Source organism: Mucilaginibacter gossypii (assembly GCF_900100945.1).
Classification (GTDB): Bacteria; Bacteroidota; Bacteroidia; order Sphingobacteriales; family Sphingobacteriaceae; genus Mucilaginibacter; species Mucilaginibacter gossypii.
Window position 1 is genome coordinate 109,317 of sequence record NZ_FNCG01000005.1, and the last position, 19,868, is coordinate 129,184.

A 19,868-nucleotide genomic window follows, 5' to 3' on the forward strand; every position below is an offset into this window, starting at 1 on the left:
GCTGGGGGGTTAATTATTCCCCTTTACCCTTCCTTTTTCATCATCGGCGCCGCTGCGGTGCTGACGCATTTTGATAGAACTGTTACCAAAGTTATAAGTAAAAGTAAGGCGCATTACCCGGGTATCATTTTTTTGTTTGATAACAAAGTTATTGTTCACCACCTGGCTGCTCAAATCATTGCGGCGAATGTTGAAGATGTCATCGCATGAAGCTTTGATGTTGAATTTCTTTTCCATGAATGATTTACTGACACCCATATCTACCGAGTAGCGCGGCCTGATCTTGTAAATGCCGTAGGTTAATGATGATTGGTAATCGCCGGTTACTTCAAAGCGGTAGCCTGCAAACTTGAATGTTTGTGTTGTACGGCCTTGGAAAGCCCATTGCCCATCATTGAACTTTTGACCGGCAAGGGTATCCGACTTAAAGCCCAGGTAAAACGCGGTTGCGTTAACATTGCCCTCCCACCATTTGGTAATGGTGAATGGTGTGTTGACGTTGACATTGTAACCGGTTTGGGTTTGCAGGTTTTGATGTGTTTCAAATGAACGCTTGCCTTCTGTTAAAATCAGCTCGGTAATAGCATCGGTAGTATGGCTGTAACCGAGGCTTACGTTGATGGTTTTATTATAAGTATAATTAAGCTCAAAGTTTTGAGTGTATTGCGGGTTCAGGAACGCGTTACCTTGCGAATAAGTGTAAGGGTCAAGGTAATAAACAAAAGGGTTCAGGTCGTCATAGCCCGGACGGTCGATACGGCGGCTGTATGAAAAGCTTACTTCGTTTTTATCATTAATGGTTTGATTAATGAATACGCTTGGGAAAAGATTTAAATAGCTTCTCTTAACAGGTGTGCTACCAATAAGGTTACCTGTAGATCGGGTTTGTTCGGCACGTAAGCCTAATTGTACAGAGAATTTTTTGAATTGCTTATTCAGGTTCAAATACCCGGCATTAATTTTTTCGGTGTAAATAAACCGGTTGGTACGTGTAGTATCATTAATATAAGCACCGTTGCTGAAGATCTGCGCTTGCAGGTCATTATCGGTTTTAACACTGCTGAATTTTACCCCGGCTTCCAGTTTGATGGTTTTGGTAAGCGGTTTGGTGTAGTCAGCTTTACCGGTGTAGATGCTTATGGTTGAAGGTGTTTGGTTACGCAGCATTTGTGGTTCATGCTGTATACTTCCATCAGGTAAAAAATAATCGGTATTGTACATGGCATTGGAGTTGTTTTTGAATTTAGAGTAATCCAAATCAATGCTCAGCTCCTGGCCGCTGGTATCAAGCTTAAGCCTGTCGTTAAGGTTAAGGGCGAAGTTTTTATAGGTTTGCCTGATATCTGATGTAGTGTGCAACGAAGAATCGGGCACGCCAAATTGTTTGCCGATAATTGTGCGGTTATCATTCAAGTCTTTTTCGCTGTTTGAATAGCCGCTTACCACAAAACCTATGGTATGTTTCGGGGTTAGGTCATAGTCGGCACCTAAACGATAGTTGTTGTAATGGTTGATGCTTGGCAGGTTTGATTTCTGGTTGAAATAAGTTTTATTGCCAAGCGAATCAGTAATGATACGGTCAATGCCAATATCGTGGCCGCGTTTGTTATCACCCCTGCTTAATGAGGTAAACACATTGAGATTGCCCTGTTTGTGATTAAGGTTTAGGCTGCTGTTATCGCGCCAGTATTTGCTTTTGGCACCGCCCACGGTAATACTGCCGTTTGTGCCCGATTGTGTATTCTTTTTCAATTTAATATTAATGATGCCCGAATTGCCGGCCGCATCATATTTTGCAGATGGGTTGGTAATGATCTCAATAGATTTAATGGTATTGCCATCAGTTGAACGTAATAAAGTAGCCAGCTGCGCTGCCGTAAGATAGGTTAGCTTGTCATTGATCATGACAGTTACGCCCTGTTTACCTTTCAGGCTGATGTTATCGTCCTTATCAACAGTAACGCCCGGTGCACGTTCTAAAATTTCCATGGCGGTATTGCCGGCTGCAAGTACGCTGTTTTCGACGTTCATTACGGTGCGGTCTATTTTACGCTCAATAAGGGGTTTTGTGGCGGTGATGGTAACGGCCTTTAATTCGGTGCTGCCTGTGTGCAGGTTTAAAGCAGGAGCTGTAACATGCGGTGTATTTGCAGGCACGGTGAAGCTTTTGCTTACAGCTTTTTGATAGCCAACAACAGTGGCTTTAATAATATAGTTGCCCGCTTTTATGTTGTCAAAAACATAAACACCGGCATCGTTACTTAATGCTCCTTTAACCACAGTTGAATCGGAGGCGCGTAAAAGGCTTACAGTCGCATAATCAAGTGGTTTGCCCTGCTCGTTAACTAAGGCCCCTGATACCTTGGCGGCAGGCGGAGCCTGCTGGGCAAACGATACACTACAGCTGATAGCAACAAGCAGCAGTGTATAAAATATGTTGTGTATGATAGCTTTCATTTTTAGTTCGGTTTAAAAGTAAGGGCAATACAATGCCGTTAAAGGATTGCTCCTTTTTAAAAATTTGTAAATAAGTGTTTTTAGTTTCCGGGGTGCTTTTTCCGGTTTTTTAGGGTTTAGTAATTATGAGATATAGGCGATTGTTTTCATTGTGTTAATGCTTTTGATTTAAATTTTAGCAAAACAATCCCACCTGGCTTTTAGGCCATTTTTTAACGATTATTAAATTTATGTTGCCGGATTACCCGGAAATGGTAATTGTGTTGCTTTTTATAGTAAGATGCAAAAACAGGGGTGTTGGTTACAGATTATTTTCACTTTTTAATGCAGGCATTAAATTTTTTGCCATATCCTTAATAATCCGGAAGGTAATTGGCATTTCATTTTGGCAGGGGATGGTTGCCTCCCGATTGCTTATCCTGTTGTTTAAAAGCGATTTGCCTCCTGTTTGCAACAGGAAATAAAAAGGAATAATAAGCCCGCTAAAAATTAGCAGGCTTATATATTTAAAAATACTTTTCATAGGGCAGGCGATTTTTAACGCCCAGGTGCGTTGGTAGTATCCGGAACACCTGCATCTTTTGATGCTTTTATCTTCTCCATAATTTTATCCGCTGTTGTATTGGTATCTATTTTACATTCGAGGCCATTGGTGGTCATGATATAAGTGGCGGTTGTAATGCCGTTATTCTTGTCCTGGTCTTTGCACTCATATATATTAAAGTTGATGTTGCGGTCGAGTTTTTCATCAATAACAACTTTAGCATTAAGAGGTACTTTAAGGGTGAGGTGTAATTCCTGCCCGCGCCATAAAAAGCCTTTAGGCATTTCCAGGTGCCGATCGAAATTTAAAACAGAATCTTTTTGCTCAAAACGGTAAGCTGCACTGCGGGCGTTGATCAAGGCTTCTTCAAGATTGCTGCCGCGGGCGCTGAATGTTTCGATGAGCACAGGTTGAGGAACATCACTCTTTTCAATATCAATGGTAACGTTGCGATTTGGCATATCATCGCCATTAAAATCATCATCTAAAATGATCATGCCTTTAAAGCGCTCGTTTATTTTGAGGCGTGTGCTGTCTTCATTACTTAAATACTTAGTGTCGTTCAGCTGCAGGTAATACGTGTTGTTTGTAGTTGGCTTAAGTTTAACTGTTTGCGTAAACTTACCGCCCTCGCGGAAGCCGGCCGCCGTTTTTACGCCATAATATGAAACCGCACCCAGGGATGCTAACCAGATACATAACAAGGTAGTACCAATTGAACGGTTAAATGAAGCTTTTTTAAACAGGAAGCCTATCGTTGATAAAATAATGGCTAATAAAGGTATAGTTAGTACTAAAAAGCCGCTCGCCATGAAAATACCATTGGCCTGGTGATTAGTTATGTTGAACGGAAACAGGTTGTAGATGCCCATATTACCAGCCGCAAATAAAGCGACAAGCGAAACGATTAGCGCTATGGTCATGCCAAGGCAGGCCAATAAAACAGCTGCAGCCAATAGTTTGCCAAGTAAACTGCCCGTACCCCTTAAAAAGGCGCCAAGATGTTCAAAGATATCGCTGATCAGATCGCGAACCTGGTAAATGAACGGTTTGGCTTCATGCTTAAAGTTTTGAAGGTTTTCACGTACGGTACTCAACTCTTCTTCAAAGTTCTTTTTAAAACCCTTCAAGTCCTGCTTTTCGCCTTTCATAGCCATACGGTCGGCGCGGGTAATGGCTTTTGGGACAGCCATCCATAGTATAAAATATATAATAAGGCCCATGGCGGCAAAAGGTACCAGGATAGCGAAGGCCAGCCTTACCCAGGCCGGGTTAATGTCAAAATAATTGGCAATACCAGCACATACACCACTGATGAGGTGATCATCCGGGTCGCGGAAAAGCCTGCGGCGTTCGGTATTGTACTCAAACGGATTGCCACCTGCAGCTTTGGCGTCGGTTTCGGCAGTTTCAAAATCCTGTACGCTGCCCATTTGCTCGGTAACTTCCTTAACGTCGGTCTCAACAATAACTTGTTTGGCGTCTCGTGCCAGGATCTCGTTAAACATTTCGGCAATGCGGTTTTCGATGTCGGTTGTGATCTCCAGGCTATCGGCCGAAGTAGAAAAATGACGCTTTACATCCGTCATATAATTCTTCAGCACTTCGTAGGCATCTTCTTCAATGTGAAAAACCATGCCGTTTATATTTATGATAATTGTTTTGTTCATGATTGTAGTGAGTTTGTAGGTTTTTCTATTTTCTATCGCCGATAGCTGTTTGAACAGCAAATACCAGCTCCTGCCAGGTTTTATCTAATTGTTCAAGTACCGCCCGGCCTTCGTCCGAGAGCACATAGTACTTTCGGGGCGGCCCGGAAATTGACTCTACCCAGTTATAGGTGAGCAGTCCGTTATTTTTTAAACGGGTTAAAAGAGGATACAGAGTACCCTCAACTACAAGCAGTTGGGCTTTCTTAAGTTCAGCAATTATGTCTGATGCATATGTTTCGCCCTTAGCTATGATGGAGAGGATGCAATACTCCAGTATGCCTTTCCTCATTTGGGTTTGGGTGTTTTCGACGATCATAATACAAAGATATATGTTTTAGATTGTATTATGCAATACATAGTACTATAATTATTATTCTTTTAGCTGAAACTTGGTTTTTTGAAAAAAAAATGACGTTTTAAAAGAAATTACTTGACTTTTTGATAACGTAACATTACTTTTATGATTAATTAACTATTAACTGATCTTATTATTAACGAAATGAAAAAACTTCTACTCGTAAGTTTGTGCTTACTTGTGTTGTCTATGACGCAAGTATTCGCGCAAAACCGTACAGTTACTGGTACGGTTACGGCCAAAGACGACGGCCTACCCATTCCGGGAGTAACAGTAAAGATTAAGGGTACAACCATAGGTACCCAAACCAGTGCAGCCGGTAAATTCTCTCTCAGCGTACCGGCAAATTCAACGCTCACATTTTCATTCGTTGGTTACACGTCACTTGACAAGACGGTTGGAACTTCATCAATTGTTAATGCAGTTCTTGAACCCTCAGCTAAACAGCTGGGAGAGGTAGTTGTAACTGGTGCTTTGGGCATTAAAAAGGCGGCAAGAGAAACCGGTTACTCATCAACTAAAATTGGTGGTAAAGAACTTACCCAATCAAACGTTATTAACGTTGCTAACGGTTTAACTGCAAAAGTTGCCGGTTTGGCGGTATCAACCATTGATAACAGTATCGACCCTCAGGTGAGGATTACCTTACGTGGTAACAGGTCGGCCCTGGGTAACAACACCGCGCTTATCGTTGTTGATGGTGTGCCAATCCCGGGCGGATCATTATCATCAATCAACCCGAACGACATCGCCGACATTAACATCCTTAAAGGTGCCGGTGCAGCCGCGCTTTATGGTTCGGAGGCAGCAAACGGTGCGATGATCATCACTACTAAAAGAGGTACGGATGCCAAGCCTGTAATTACTTACAGCAATTCGTTCCAGCTTCAGGACGTTGGTTATTTCCCTAAACTACAAAACCAATACGGTATCTACGGGGGTGAAGGCGCTCCTTATGTTGATCCTATCACCGGTTTCTCGCTGTACACTCCTTATGAAAACCAGCAATATGGTCCGCTGTATGACGGTCACATGGTGCAGGTTGGTTACCCTGCAGGCGGTCCTAATGGTCCGGTATTGATGGTTCCATACTCTGCTCAGAAAAAAAATCCTATCAAAGCTTTCTTCAACACAGGTATTGTTGAACAAAACAACATTAGCTTCTCTCAGGGCGATTCCAAAAGCTCATTTTATTTTTCTGCTCAGAACGCTTACCAAAAAGGTGTAGTGCCAAGCGATAAAAACAACCGTACGTCGGTGAGTGTGCGTGGCGCTAAAAGTTACGGAAACTTCAAAGCCGATTTCTCGGTTGAATACACCCGTACAGATATCAGCACTTACGGTACAGGCTACAATGGCTCGCTGTTGTTCACCAACCTTATCCAGTGGCCATCATTCCTGAATATTAAAGATTTCAGGGATTCAAACAATGGTACCTTCTCAAATCCAAGCGATTTTTATGATGCTTACGCCATCAACCCATACTGGATCACTGACAATTCAAGGATCAACAAACAAAGGGATGTGTTCTTGTCAAACTTAACCTTGTCATACACCGTGAACAAATGGGTTGATCTGAACTACAGGGTTTCACATAACTTTGGTATCGACCAGGAGAAATACACCCGCCGCGAGGTAAACTTTACGCCTTACAGCATCAGCGATCCGCTGGGTGCAGGTAGTGTACAAAGTACCTTTACTACAGGTAAAGCCCCGGGCCAGGTAAATGATTACTACCAATACGGTGACGGTACCGCCAATGGCGATGGCTATGCGAGGTTACAAGGAGATGCGATAGTGACTATCCACCATAAATTTTTCAATAACGACCTTGGTGTTAACTTACTTTTAGGTAATACCATTACTCAAAAATACCGTAAAGCGATGAGCACAGGTAGCAATAACCTGTTGATCAAAGACTTTTATAATATTAACACAATCGGTGGCATTGCCTCTGCTTCAGAGGGTGAGCAAAAAATTCGCCAGGTTGCATATTATGCGGCTTTAAACTTAAGCTACAAAAATTACCTGTTCCTTGAAGGTACAGTAAGGAATGAGCGTGATTCTCGTTTAAGTACTGCAAACAGGTCGTTTTACTATCCATCAGGTAAAGTGTCGTTCATCCCCACTGATGCCCTCGACTTCCTGAAAAATAACAAAGTTTTAAGCTACTTAAAATTATACGGCGAGGTTAGCCGCGTGGGTAACATCTCAATTGATCCTTACAACTTAACTGATACCTACAGCGTTACCTCTGGTTTCCCTTATGGTTCGTTAGGTGCTTTAACTGCAGGTTCAATTCACTATAACTACGGTTTGAAACCAGAGTCGATCAATGAGATTGAGTTTGGTGCTGAGGCTTCATTCTTTGACGGCCGCGTTAGTGCAAAAGCCACATATTACAAACAAAATAGTAAAAATCAAACCCTTAAAGTTAGTACCTCTGCGGCTACAGGTTATCAGCAAGTATTATTGAATGCTGGTGAAATTGAGTCAAAGGGTGGTGAATTTGAATTAACCGCCGATGTGTTAACCAAAGCTAAAAACAAAGTTGGTTTACGTTTAGGTGGTAACTTATCAATTAACGATTCGAAAGTTATATCGTTATTGCCAGGTATCAACTCGTTACAAATTAATAACAACGTTTTTGCAGTGGTGGGGCAGCCTTTCCCGGTTTACAAAGGTTCAGATCTGTTGCGTGATCCTCAGGGCCGTGTAATTGTAAGCGGTACTACCGGTTTGCCATCGGTTGATCCTACTCAAAGAAACTTTGGCCGTACAACGCCTAAATACATCCTTGGTGTTAATGCCCAGGTTAGTTACGATATCGTAACCTTATCGGGTGTTGGTGAGTTCCGCGGCGGTTACATCATCTACAACGGTGTTGGTTCAACCTTAAACTTTGGCGGTTCATCACAAATTTCAACCGAAGCAGGCCGTTCACGTTTTGTGTATCCTAATTCGGTTATCCAAACTTCGCCGGGTGTTTACACTCCAAATACCAATGTCACTGTTGCCGATGGTAACTATGGTTTCTGGCAAAGTTCTGCTTATAACACCGCAAACGGCCCAAGGGTATCGAGCGCTGCATTCTGGAAAATCCGTGAAATCGCACTTAATTTTGACTTAACTAAATTTATCCGTACAACAGGATTCATCAAAGGTTTAAGCTTTGCATTAACCGGTCGTAACCTGGCGTTATGGACTCCGAAAAGCAACCCTTGGGGCGATCCTGAGTTCAGTAACTCTGTTGGTAACGATGTTGGTACAAACAGTGCTTCGCAAACGCCTGCAACCCGTGTTTACGGTGCTGATCTTCACGTAACGTTTTAATTAGTTTAAAAAATAAAGAGATGAAAAAATATTTTTATATAATGGTAGGTCTGGTTACCATCGGTTTATCCGGTTGTAAGAAAGACTTCTTAGAACTTTCGGTGAACCCGAATACGCCGTCGGTCACCACTCCGCAATTTACGTTGGCCGGTGCACTTAAAGTAGCGTCGGATATCGTTAACATCAATTACCCTCACTACGGCGTTTGGGCAGGTCAGTTATCACCAAGCGGTAACTACGTGCCGAGCCCGCAATTGCAGCAATACCAGTTCACTACGGATAACTATCAGGTATTTGCCCCGCTATATGCAAACTTAACCAACTTTAACACGCTGGAAACTATTTCTGCTGATGCTTCATTTGCAAAATTCAGGGCGATTGCTAAAATCATGAAAGCGTATGATTTTGAACAGCTGGTTGATAATTATAACAATGTTCCTTACACAGAGGCATTTAACTCGTCAAAAACGTTGTTTCCCAAATATGATAAAGGTGCTGATATTTATGCCGACCTGATTAAACAAATCGATGCAGCTATCGCATTAATTGACGGTAACGCTTCAGCTACCAACCCTGATATTTCAGATATCGTATTTAAGGGCGATATGGCTAAATGGAAATTGTTTGCCAACACTTTAAAATTACGTTTGGCTGTTCGCGGTAAACTAACTGCTACATTACCAGCTTCGGGTGATGCTAACTATCTTAACGCAAGTGTGAAAGCCGCTACTCAACCTGGTTATGCCAATAGCGACGCGGTAGGTGGTCAGCAAAGCCCTTTCTGGAGAAGTTTTGGTTTTGATCAAAACGGTAACCCAACCGGTAACAACGCGTACTACCGTGCTAATGCATACGAATTAGGTATCTTAACAGCCACTAATGATACATTAAGGGCCAGGGCGTTTTATGCTGCAATAGCCAATGATCCAAAGAAAATCAAACGTGTTGGTATCATATTTGGCGATGATTCTGCTGTTCCGAATGCGGGTACAAGCGCCATCGGCCCGGGCTTGTTGAAATCAGCTACACAGGATGGTATCATGATGTCATCGGCCGAGTCATACTTTCTTCAGGCTGAAGCTGTATTGAATGGAACTATTACAGGTAACGCGCAAACTCTGTACGAAAGCGGTATAACAGCATCGTTTGTTGCTTTGGGCCTTAGTGCGGATGATGCCAAAACTTACTACAATCAGCCAATTGCTAATGTAAGCTGGGCCGCGAGCACTAATAAACTTCAGGCTATCATTACTCAAAAATGGATTTCATTAACCGGTTACGGAAGCCTTGAAGCTTATAACGAGATCAGGAGAACAGGCTACCCTGCTGTACCAAGATCAATTGATTCAAAAGCAATTGGTACAGGTTTACCAACCAGGGTGTTTTATCCAACTTCTGAGTATCAGCAAAACGCCGATAACGTAGGTAAAGAAGGAACCATTGACCCATTCAAATCAAAGATTTTCTGGGCTAAATAATTTAAAACGAGATAGATATGAAAAATTTTATATATTCGAAGCTAACGGGCCTTATCCTGTTGGCGGGTGTAACATTACTTAGCTCGTGCCTTAAAGATGACAGGTACGTAGACTTTGGGGCATCAAAACCTATTGCCGAATTACCGATAAGCGGTTTGACAAATTTTAGTAAAGATGCGTTCACCGAAGCGGGCGATACTATTGTTAGGCAGTTTGCAGTTAATATTGCATCGCCGTCAATTCCGACAACTGATACGAAAGTAACTTTGGCAGTTGATAACTCGGTTATTGCAGCTTACGCGAAAATTGATAACAGCGTTTCTTATGTAGCTATGCCTGCAAACGCTTTTGTGTTTACCGATGTCTCTGTAACTATAGCAAAAGGTACCCGCACAAAAATTGTTTCGGTTACTATTTATAAAAATAAGTTAGATCCGTCTTTAAGTTACATGCTTCCAATTGTAATAAAAGATGCTTCAGGAACTACTATCAGCGGTAACTTCGGTATCCATTATTATCACGTAATTGGTAACCACTTTGCCGGCGTTTATAAATGGGATTATTTACGTTACAATAACAGTTCAGGCACAGGAACTCCAACAACTGATTCCAAAGGACAGTCGGCCACTTTGTCTCCGGTTACTCCAACTCAATTTGAAGTTGCTTCCGGATACCTGGGATTACGCTATGAAGTTACATTTACGCAGAATGCGGGTACTTATTCTAACTTCGCAGTAGCGATAAATGCTGATGACGCAGCTGCTTTGGCTGATGGAACTTTGGCCGGAGCAAAAATATCGATCAGTTCGCCTGCCGAAATAGTATCTGTTGATCCTATAGCTCAGAAATTTATTTTCAAGTTTAAGGTTCATAATAATGATAACGGATCGGATAGGTCGCTTCAGGATACTTACTATAAATAAAATTATTTAATGGGATTAATAAACAGGTCGCCAATCGGCGACCTGTTTTGCTTTAATAGCTATCGGCTTTTACTTTTGCTTTCAATATGAGGTTGCAAAAACTATGCATCCAAATTTGCTTGCTTTTTGAGGCGAAAGTGATGTCAAATGTTGATAGAGATTTCGGGGTATCTTAATATTAAATTAATGTAATTATTTTTTATCAACGCTATATTTCCCTGGCCCAATAAATATTAAACCGGCAAACGTAACAGCATCTTCAATGGCATGAGCGGCATCGCCCAGCCCGCCTCCGGTGCCCAGGTGCATTAAGGCGGCTACTATCATGTTTACAAATAATAGGATACAAACCGGCCGGAAAGCCAACCCGATGATCAGCAGAAAGCCTCCAAAACATTCTGTAACTGCTGCAAGTAATCCCCAAACCACCGGCCAAAAATGAATGCCCATATATTTCATAGATGCTCCAAGATGTTTCCAGCTTTCTGTGCCGCCCATCAATTTAGGGTAGCCATGATAAATAAACATGATGCCAAGCCCAATCCGGATAATCAGGAGCCCAAAGTTTTTATAATTGCCTAAATTGCCTAAAAGTGCCATTTAAAGATATTTTGTTGATGTGAGGGCTTAAGGTAATAAAAATGTTGGAAGGCATTAAAATAAGAGATTAATTCCCCTCTTGAGCGGGAACTTTGGAATAACGATGGAGCTTCAATGTTCACAGCGCTGCTAAACATAGTCCCTCCCGCTGACTTCTATGCGAGAGCACGCGATTATGCGCTTTTTCTTACTTAAGTTGATGGCCACCCGGCTCCAGTTTACCGACGATTTATGTAACCCTGTATATTTATTAAATAGTTGATTTTCAATAATTTGTGTTCTTATAATCGAAATTGTGTTAACCCTGTTAACCCCCCTGCAACCCCAAGTTAACAGCTCTGTCATCTCAAGAAAAGAACCACGCTTGCTTACCTTTTTTATTGGGGCTCATAGCCAGTACTCCCCAATCTACCATATTCAAACTATTGTGCTTATATTACTATCTCCAAACAACCCGTATGAAAGCAAGCCTTATTTTATCCTTATGTATTTTTTCATTGCAGGCATTGGCACAAAAAAATGAGGTGCGCCAGCAGGTAAATGCTAAAGCCGATGCCCTGCAGGAACAGGTAATAACCTGGCGCCGGGATTTTCATGAACATCCCGAACTGGGCAACCATGAGGTACGCACGTCGGCCATTATCGCCAAACATCTACAATTGTTAGGTATCGAGGTAACAACCGGCATAGCGACCACTGGTGTGGTTGGGGTATTGAAAGGCGGGCATCCGGGCCCGGTTGTGGCTCTGAGGGCGGATATGGACGGGTTGCCGGTTATTGAGCGTACACCTGTGCCATTTGCATCTAAAGTAAAAACTACTTATAACGCACAGGAGGTTGGCGTGATGCATGCCTGCGGGCACGATTCGCACATGGCCATACTGATGGCGGTTGCGCAGGTGCTATCGTCAATGAAAGCAGATTTACACGGCACCGTAAAATTCATTTTTCAACCTGCCGAAGAGGGCGTTGAACCCGGTCAAAAAGGCGGGGCCGAGCAAATGGTAAAAGAGGGCGTGCTGGAAAACCCCAAAGTGGATGTGGTTTTCGGGCTGCACATTAATTCGCAAACGGAGGTTGGCAAAATAACCTACCGGCCGGGTGGTACCATGGCAGGGGTTAATGACATGCAGATCATCGTAAAGGGGCGGTCGGCCCACGGAGCTTATCCATGGTCGAGCGTTGATCCGATTGTAACATCAGCACAGATCATCAATAACCTACAAACTATAGTAAGCCGCAATATCAATGTAACCGAAAACCCGGCGGTGGTAACTATTGGCGCCATAAAGGGAGGTAACCGCTCAAACATCATCCCCGAATCGGTTGAAATGCTGGGTACCCTCCGCTCCTTCACCCCTGCTGATGAAAAAATGCTGGTTACCAGGGTAACCGAAATTGCCACCAAAACAGCCGAAGCCCAGGGAGCAACAGCTACCGTAAAAATACCCTACAGCAACCACTATCCCGTAACTTATAACGATCCTGAGCTCACTCAAAAAATGCTGCCAAGCCTGCAGCAAACTGCCGGCGCTGCTAACGTACTATTACGCCCGCCGGTAACCGGTGCCGAAGATTTTAGCTTTTACCAGGAAAAGGTGCCGGGCTTGTTCATATTTTTGGGCGGTATGCCAAAGGGAGGCGATCCGCTGAAAGCACCATCGCACCATACACCCGATTTTTATATTGATGAAAGCGGCTTTAGTTTAGGTGTAAAAGCCTTGTGTAATATGACCATTGATTACATGAACAACAAGAAATAAGTTACTCAGTACCCTATAGCTCTTTTTAATTTAGCTGAAACAATAGCGATCAAAAAGTATTTTTACAGCGGCTTATTCGTATATTGAACGGCTTTAATAGCATAGTGTGAAATTGTTAAGATCATGAAAAAGCATTTACTACCCCTTTTATGCCTGTGCATGTTTATGAGCAGTTTGCCTGGTATTGCAGCTTCGGCAAAAATGATGCTGCCTGCCGATACGGTAGCTAAATTAAAGCCCGAGGTACGCCAGGTTGTTGAAACGGTAATAAAAGCTTCCGGCACTTTCAGTATCGAAGCAGTATCTGATCTTTACGCTCCTAATGCCGTAGTAGCCGATGAACAGCCCCCTTTTTCGTGGAACGGGCAACTGGCCGGTGTACAGTGGATAAATTCGGTACAAAAAGCAGTTAAGGATTTTAAGATCAGAGATTTTAAAGTCGATTTGCAGCGTATCAAAACTTTTCAGCAAACCGACGAAATAGTTTACCTCATAGCTCCTGTTGAATATACCGGCCTTGTGAATGGCGAACATTTTGAAGAACAGGGGGCCTTTTCGTTCGTATTAAGGATAGTGAGCGGTAAATGGCTCATTAAAAGCCAGGCCTGGGTACCGCGCAACGGCATGTAAAACACCAGTCTGTATCATAAGCCGGCCTACTTTTGCAATCTGAATTTAAAATTAAGATTGACAAACTTCCCTTTACAAAAGGCCTTGGTTTTATTTATAACTTAGCTTTTATGAACGCTATCCTACATATATTAAATGGCGATGCCGCGTTAGATGGTTTTGATCAAACTGGGCTCGACGGCGATGTTATGGTTTGGCGCGAGGTGTTTTCTGAAGGCCCTTTACAGGAAAATATCCTTTCAGGAAGTTTCTGGAGTGAGCGCCGCGATTGGATTGGGAGAACATTCGATGCCCCGGCAAATGAATATCAGCATAAAGTGATAGATGAGCTTGGCAAACTAAACAGCCGGTATACCGAGATTAACCTGTGGTTTGAATTTGATTTGCATTGCCAGGTAAACCTGCTGGGTGTATTGGAAATGCTTTCGCTGAAAACCGATATGTCGGCCCCGGCCATTTACCTCATTTGCCTGGCAGATTGTGTTCAGTTTGATAATAAGAAAGGCTTGGGTGAATTAACCGGCGAACAATTTGAAGAATTGTATGATGCCCGCGAACGCCTGAACGAATGGGAGCTTGGCCTGGCCGCCGATGCCTGGAGGCTATATGTTAATAATGACCTCGCCGGGTTAGAAAAATGGCTTAATGAAAATACCTTTTGGGGCGGCATTCCGCTGCTTAAGCCTGCACTACAGGCACACCTGAAACGGATGCAAACCAATGCGGATGGGTTGAGCTATATCGAACAAAAACTACTGGATATTTATAATAACGGCGCTAAAACCAAGACGGCCATTTACCACGCCTTTTGGAAAAATGAAAGTATTTTTGGCATGGGCGATAGCGAGATCGATATCTATCTCAATAAACTGAAGGAAAAAGAGTTGATAGAGTTATAAATTGTGTCATTTCCTGACTGAGCAGAGAGGGGCTGAACATTGGGGCGAAAGAGAAATCTTATATGCCCGGCTTAAACGCCTTGGATAGCCGCTTGATATAGTGCATAAGATTTCTCACTCGTTCCTCGTTTCGAAATGACAATGATCAGTATGATTCCTACGGAACCGTGACGGCTATCGTTGGCGACCTTTCACTCTCATTCTTCATCCTATCTAATGCTGTGACTACATAAAGATAAGTTTTACCCTTAATAACAGTATTATCGTCATACCCCAGCGTGGGATCATATTTGATTTTGAGAATGTTTTTAGGATTGTCGATGTCTATCTTTTCACCATCGTTAAAGCGGTAGATCACATAGCCATAAACCGGCTCTTCGTCTTTAGCTAAAGTTGGAGTAAGCCACCTTACTGCTACACTTCTACCTACGGCTTTGGCCGTAACCTGTTGAGGGGCGTTAGGCGGTATCGAATCGCGCCATAGCATTACCGGCGGCAGTGCAGGGTATTGGTAATAGTTGTCGCGTAGCGAGTCGGTAAAGCCAAGCGGGTTGCTGGTGAGCGAATTGGAACTAAAGTAAACACTGCCCTGAACCCTTGGGTTGTTGCGAATAAGTTCTATTTGCTGAGGTAGCTGAGCCGGGTTTCTGAAAGCCTGAACTTTGCGCTCGTTGATGCGGTAAGCCGCCTGGCCTACATATAAATGCCTGCCATAAGTATTGTCGCCCCACCAGTCGAGCAGCTTTTGAAAATCGGCAGCACGGTTGCCTATCTGCCAGTAAAGCTGCGGATTGATATAATCTATCCAGCCTTCTTTTACCCACTTGCGGGTATCGGCATAGTTTTCATAATATGAGGAACCGCCATTGGTTTCGGAACCTTCCTCATTTTGCGCTTTATTAGCCCAGATGCCAAAAGGACTTACGCCAAATTTGATGTTAGGATCATGCGCATGAACGCTGTCGGCAATCATATGTATCAGCAGGTCCACATTGTGGCGGCGCCAGTCTTTAATATTATCGTAACCTTCGCCGTACTTTCTAAATGTTTCCTCGTCGTTTATTTTTTGACCTGCAATTGGATAGGGATAAAAATAATCGTCCATGTGTATGCCGTCTATGTCGTAATTATCTACAACATCCAGAATTACCTGTACAATATAATCGCGCACTTCGGGCAGGCCGGGGTTAAAAGTTTTAATACCGCCGTAGGTAAAGAACCATTCAGGCTTTATTTTAGTAATATGCTGCGGACTAAGCGCTGCAAAGTTGCCGTCAAAAGTAGCGCGGTAAGGGTTAAACCAGGCGTGCAGTTCCATGCCGCGTTTATGTGCTTCGGTGATTGCAAATTCAAGCGGGTCATAGTTGGGGCTTGGGGCCTGGCCCTGTTTACCGGTTAAATATTTCGACCAAGGCTCACGGCTTTTGGCATAAAATGCGTCGGCAGCGGGCCGCACCTGAAGCATAACCGCATTGATCCCGGTTTCCTGGTGCGAATTTAGTATATCGATAAGCTCTTGTTTCTGCTTTTCTGAAGGCGATTTGGAGTTGGTTGGCCAGTCGATGTTAACCACGGTGGCTATCCATACCCCCCTGAATTCGCGTTTGGGCTGCATTTTTACATCAACCGGTGCCGGTACAAGATCGGCAGGTTGCGCATTGACTGTTAAACTTGTAAACAGGATTATAATCAGGAGTATGAACCGTTGGTATATATGCATCAAATAGAATTAAATTGAAAGTTGCAAAGATATAAACTCATAACGTAGCAGGTTTATTATGAAGTATAAAAATTGAAGCCTTATTGTGTTTTAAACATTTTGTAGTTATTTTAGCTCAACGCCTAAAACAATTGATGTAATAATTTTTTAAAAAATCATATTTTTAGTGTTTTAACGTTCAATATGTTAACCATTAAGGATAAATGCATCTGTATATACTTGCAGGAAAGCGCTTTACATCAATTAACAGTTGATATTTCGTTAAAAACTAAACACTATAGCTAAGCTTTTGTTATACCACTTGCTTAACTATGCTAAAACTTAACATTTAATTGCTATGGAAAACCAATCTGGGCAACAACAACCTAAGAAAAACTCAAACGTCATTTATTTTCTTATTGTAGTAGTGCTTGCTTTATTGGGTACCGATGTGTATCTGTACCTGCAAAAAAACAACTCCGATAAAAAAATAGTTTATCAGCATGATGAGCAAACAAGGCTGCAAACAGAGCTCGACAGTCTTGAATCGCAGGTTGAACAGGTCACTGCAGGCAAAGCCAAAATGACAGCGGCACTAACCGCCAAAAACGATTCGTTAAAATCGACCATTAAAGTCTTGAGGGCTAAACTGGCCAAAGGTAAACTTACCGCACAGGAACTGGCCAAAGTACAGGAGGATGTAAAACAACTCCGTTATTTTGTAACCAAGTATACTGCCGACATTGATGAGCTCAAAAAACAGAACACATCGCTCACCACCGAAAGGGATACTTTAAAAACCAACCTGGCAACGGTTGCCAAAAAGGTAGATACGCTATCCAAACAAAATGAGGATCTTGGTGCTAAGGTGAAAGTAGCCCAGGCGCTCAAGCTAGCAACTTCAGATGTGGTTGCCTATAAAATAAAAGGCAGCGGAAAAGAGGTTGACGTAACACGTGCAAACCCAGCCAAAAAACTGAAGATCAACTTCACTGTGGCCAGCAATACTTTGGCTACAAAAGCTATGCATGATATTTATGTACGCGTGATTGATCCAACCGGAAACCTGATCACGGCACCTGATTCAGGAACTTTCAGCGCCGATGGCCAGGACCTGCAATACACCTACAAAACATCCATTGATTTTAAGGATGATGGCACACAATACACCATCGACTGGATAAACCCAACCCTGCCATTCCAGAAAGGCACTTATACCATTATGCTTTATGCTGATGGTGGTACTATGGGTAAAACAGGTGTAACGCTTAAATAATTATCGGCACTAATTTTTCGATTTAGGTCGAATTTCACGAATTACAAGAAGAGGCCCGGTTTGCGTAACAAACCGGGCCTCTTCTTGTGTTTGATATTCCAAAAGAACATTACTACAATAAAGATGGAATTATGTATTACTCCAATTCGTGTAATTTGATTTAATTCGAAAAGTTAGTCATCATTAAATTTTCATCAGCGCCGGGCTTATCCTTAAATACACCTCAAATCCAATTGGTGTGCTGTCATAAATGATGTTGGGCAAAAGCCCCACCCAATATCACATACATGATGGTGAACGAAAGCTGGGTTAAAGATTAAAAAAGTTGTACTCCAGCCTGATTAGGTACATGTTTTTAGTATTCCGTTGCATATCATTATAGATAGGTGTACGGTACGAGAAATCAAGCCGGCAGGTACTGTTAAAGATCAGTTGCAAAGCGGGTGCAACGTCCAGATAACTTTCGCTATGCCCTGGGTTGGTTTTGCCCAGCAGTTCACAATACAAGTTTAAATTTACCTGCTTGTAGTCGCGATAATTACGTGGCAAAAGCAAATAGCCGCCAGATAAGGTATAAGCCGCGGCATTACGTACTCTATTGGTTGAAATTTCATAGTTACCGCTGTTATTAAACGCCCGCAAATAGCTTGCCGAACCTGAAAGCGCCAGCTTATGCAGTAGCTGGGTGAAAACTACACCGCCCTGTGCACCGCTGTTATCACCTTCTAAAGTGATCTCCCGGTTCACTATAGGATTGTTAATACTTGATAGCTTGGCAAAAAATGCGCCCCTGAAATGCTTTTGAACGGTATCGATAGATAGGAACCGGTACTTGGCGTACACGCTGCCACCTTCAAAGTGCTGGCTCGAATTATAATAATCAGACATGTAAACCGAGCCATGCACCATCAAATGTCGGCTAACACCATACATGGCCTCAATAGTACTGCGGTTTTTGTACGATGGCTTAAAGTATCCCTGGTTTTCCACGCGAATGCCCAATGAGCCGGTTGCCATATTGCTGGCAGGTTCTGTATTTACATACAGTTCCTGCGCCAATACAGGGCGTGCCATTGCCATAAGGCAAACAGCCAATAATATCTTCTTCATAAAAAATGATGTTAAATGAAGAACTTAGATAGCTAAATGATAAACGCGGCCACTTGCAGGGGCAGTATCCGTAACCTGGCCAAGGTATTTTTTTGATACCGATTTGGGTGCGAAACCATTGTCAACCACGGTAAAGCTCACATCGCCGGTGAATGATTTATCGGCAGCGTTAAGCAGGCGGTAAGTATCGCCCCCGTAGTTAAATGCATTCTCGGCAACTTTGGTATTGGCAAAATTATAAGTGGCTTTTAAACTGTTAACCGAAAATCCAGAACCCTGAACCTTTTTGCTGATCTGCTCAAAATTTACCGGAACGTGATCTTTAAAGGTAATGAGGTAAGTGTTACGGATCAGATCAGTTTTGATTTCGCCAATAAACGGCAGGGTGCGTAATGCTTTTTCTGTTGATTTGGCGCATAGTGCGCAGGTAAGGCCGCTAACCTGGAGTTCGGCTTTGGTAAATTGGGCTTTAGCTGCTGTTACAGAAAGCGCAAATATGATGATGAATATTTTTAAAGTTTTCATATTGATCGTATAATTAATTGTTAGAGAATAAACTATTGATAAGGTTTACCGGGTTTAACAATTAACAGATCAAATGCGGAAGATACAGTTGCGGATAAATGTGGCGATGCCCTGAACCGATGGATCGGGAGGGCTGCGGTCATAAAATTTGTCGGAAGAAGAAGATGGCAAGGCCGGAAATAGGCTATCGAACGACCAGCTTGGCAGTTCAAAGCCAAACATCTTTGCTAAAAAGGAAGTTGATTCGCCCTGGTGAGCGTCTTTTACTTTTACTTCAACCTGTTTATCCTTGCAGCATTTCATTTTGCCGCCTTTTTGGTCCATTTTGCAGTTAACCGCCGGGGCATCAATTTTTACAGATGCTACATAGTCGCCGCAAATATGGAAATTAAGAGCAAAGCCCAATACCGTAACTGTGTACAGCATAGTGAGTAATATCGCTCCTGATCTTTTTACCATACTGCAAAAGTAGGTGATTAACTTGTTGATTACAAAATGTTTTTATCAGTTGGGATAATACATTGTTTAACAAATGTGCAAATAGTGATTTTGGCATATACCAAA

The 19,868-nt window shown here is 42.6% G+C and carries 15 protein-coding genes; 7 read left to right on the plus strand and 8 right to left on the minus strand.

Annotated elements, in window-relative coordinates; genetic code table 11:
• Nucleotides 1-9: 9 nt before the first annotated feature.
• The 3 genes from BLS28_RS12185 to BLS28_RS12200 form a co-directional block, all read right to left on the minus strand.
• On the minus strand, nt 10-2,457 hold the full coding sequence (locus BLS28_RS12185; protein ID WP_091167221.1) for an outer membrane beta-barrel family protein: 2,448 nt from the start codon (nt 2,455-2,457) through the stop codon (nt 10-12).
• 537 nt (nt 2,458-2,994) lie between these two features.
• On the minus strand, nt 2,995-4,671 hold the full coding sequence (locus BLS28_RS12195) for a PspC domain-containing protein (protein ID WP_091167226.1): 1,677 nt from the start codon (nt 4,669-4,671) through the stop codon (nt 2,995-2,997).
• 25 nt (nt 4,672-4,696) lie between these two features.
• Nucleotides 4,697-5,029, minus strand: a complete 333-nt coding sequence (locus tag BLS28_RS12200; RefSeq protein WP_090532189.1) for a PadR family transcriptional regulator — start codon at nt 5,027-5,029, stop codon at nt 4,697-4,699.
• Between the two features lie 228 nt (nt 5,030-5,257).
• Here BLS28_RS12200 and BLS28_RS12205 point away from each other — a divergent pair, with 228 nt between their 5' ends.
• The 3 genes from BLS28_RS12205 to BLS28_RS12215 are packed head-to-tail and all read left to right on the plus strand — an operon-like array spanning nt 5,258 to nt 10,802.
• Nucleotides 5,258-8,401: a SusC/RagA family TonB-linked outer membrane protein gene (locus tag BLS28_RS12205; RefSeq protein WP_176844441.1), complete on the plus strand. Its 3,144-nt coding sequence runs from the start codon at nt 5,258-5,260 to the stop codon at nt 8,399-8,401.
• A gap of 20 nt (nt 8,402-8,421) precedes the next feature.
• Entirely contained in the window at nt 8,422-9,879 is a 1,458-nt protein-coding gene (locus BLS28_RS12210; protein ID WP_091167231.1) for a SusD/RagB family nutrient-binding outer membrane lipoprotein, read from the plus strand.
• Between the two features lie 17 nt (nt 9,880-9,896).
• On the plus strand, nt 9,897-10,802 hold the full coding sequence (locus tag BLS28_RS12215; protein WP_091167233.1) for a DUF1735 domain-containing protein: 906 nt from the start codon (nt 9,897-9,899) through the stop codon (nt 10,800-10,802).
• Between the two features lie 192 nt (nt 10,803-10,994).
• Here the strand turns inward: BLS28_RS12215 and BLS28_RS12220 are convergent, their stop codons facing one another.
• Nucleotides 10,995-11,402: a DoxX family protein gene (locus tag BLS28_RS12220; protein ID WP_091167236.1), complete on the minus strand. Its 408-nt coding sequence runs from the start codon at nt 11,400-11,402 to the stop codon at nt 10,995-10,997.
• Nucleotides 11,403-11,860: 458 nt separating this feature from the next.
• Here BLS28_RS12220 and BLS28_RS12225 point away from each other — a divergent pair, with 458 nt between their 5' ends.
• The 3 genes from BLS28_RS12225 (at nt 11,861) to BLS28_RS12235 (ending at nt 14,694) form a co-directional block, all read left to right on the plus strand.
• On the plus strand, nt 11,861-13,165 hold the full coding sequence (locus BLS28_RS12225; protein WP_091167238.1) for an amidohydrolase: 1,305 nt from the start codon (nt 11,861-11,863) through the stop codon (nt 13,163-13,165).
• Nucleotides 13,166-13,288: 123 nt separating this feature from the next.
• The gene (locus BLS28_RS12230) at nt 13,289-13,795 is read left to right on the plus strand and encodes a Cif family virulence factor (protein ID WP_112656106.1); all 507 of its coding nucleotides are present in this window, start codon (nt 13,289-13,291) and stop codon (nt 13,793-13,795) included.
• 110 nt (nt 13,796-13,905) lie between these two features.
• A complete protein-coding gene (locus tag BLS28_RS12235; RefSeq protein WP_143020745.1) occupies nt 13,906-14,694 on the plus strand; it encodes a DUF1835 domain-containing protein in 789 nt (262 codons plus the stop codon).
• 157 nt (nt 14,695-14,851) lie between these two features.
• Here BLS28_RS12235 and BLS28_RS12240 read toward each other — a convergent pair whose 3' ends face one another.
• Complete coding sequence (locus tag BLS28_RS12240) at nt 14,852-16,414, minus strand: glycoside hydrolase family 10-like protein (RefSeq protein ID WP_091167245.1); 1,563 nt, start codon at nt 16,412-16,414, stop codon at nt 14,852-14,854.
• Between the two features lie 337 nt (nt 16,415-16,751).
• Here BLS28_RS12240 and BLS28_RS12245 point away from each other — a divergent pair, with 337 nt between their 5' ends.
• Nucleotides 16,752-17,669 carry a DUF8428 domain-containing protein gene (locus BLS28_RS12245; RefSeq protein ID WP_091167247.1) on the plus strand — a complete coding sequence of 306 codons (918 nt, stop codon included), beginning with the start codon at nt 16,752-16,754 and terminating at the stop codon, nt 17,667-17,669.
• 309 nt (nt 17,670-17,978) lie between these two features.
• Here BLS28_RS12245 and BLS28_RS12250 read toward each other — a convergent pair whose 3' ends face one another.
• The 3 genes from BLS28_RS12250 to BLS28_RS12260 form a co-directional block, all read right to left on the minus strand.
• Nucleotides 17,979-18,779, minus strand: coding sequence for a hypothetical protein (locus BLS28_RS12250; RefSeq protein ID WP_143020746.1), 801 nt, complete (start codon nt 18,777-18,779; stop codon nt 17,979-17,981).
• 24 nt (nt 18,780-18,803) lie between these two features.
• Nucleotides 18,804-19,304 carry a heavy-metal-associated domain-containing protein gene (locus tag BLS28_RS12255; protein ID WP_091167252.1) on the minus strand — a complete coding sequence of 167 codons (501 nt, stop codon included), beginning with the start codon at nt 19,302-19,304 and terminating at the stop codon, nt 18,804-18,806.
• 69 nt (nt 19,305-19,373) lie between these two features.
• Nucleotides 19,374-19,763 (minus strand): HYC_CC_PP family protein, encoded by a 390-nt coding sequence (locus BLS28_RS12260; protein ID WP_091167255.1) that lies wholly within the window; start codon nt 19,761-19,763, stop codon nt 19,374-19,376.
• Nucleotides 19,764-19,868: the final 105 nt, after the last annotated feature.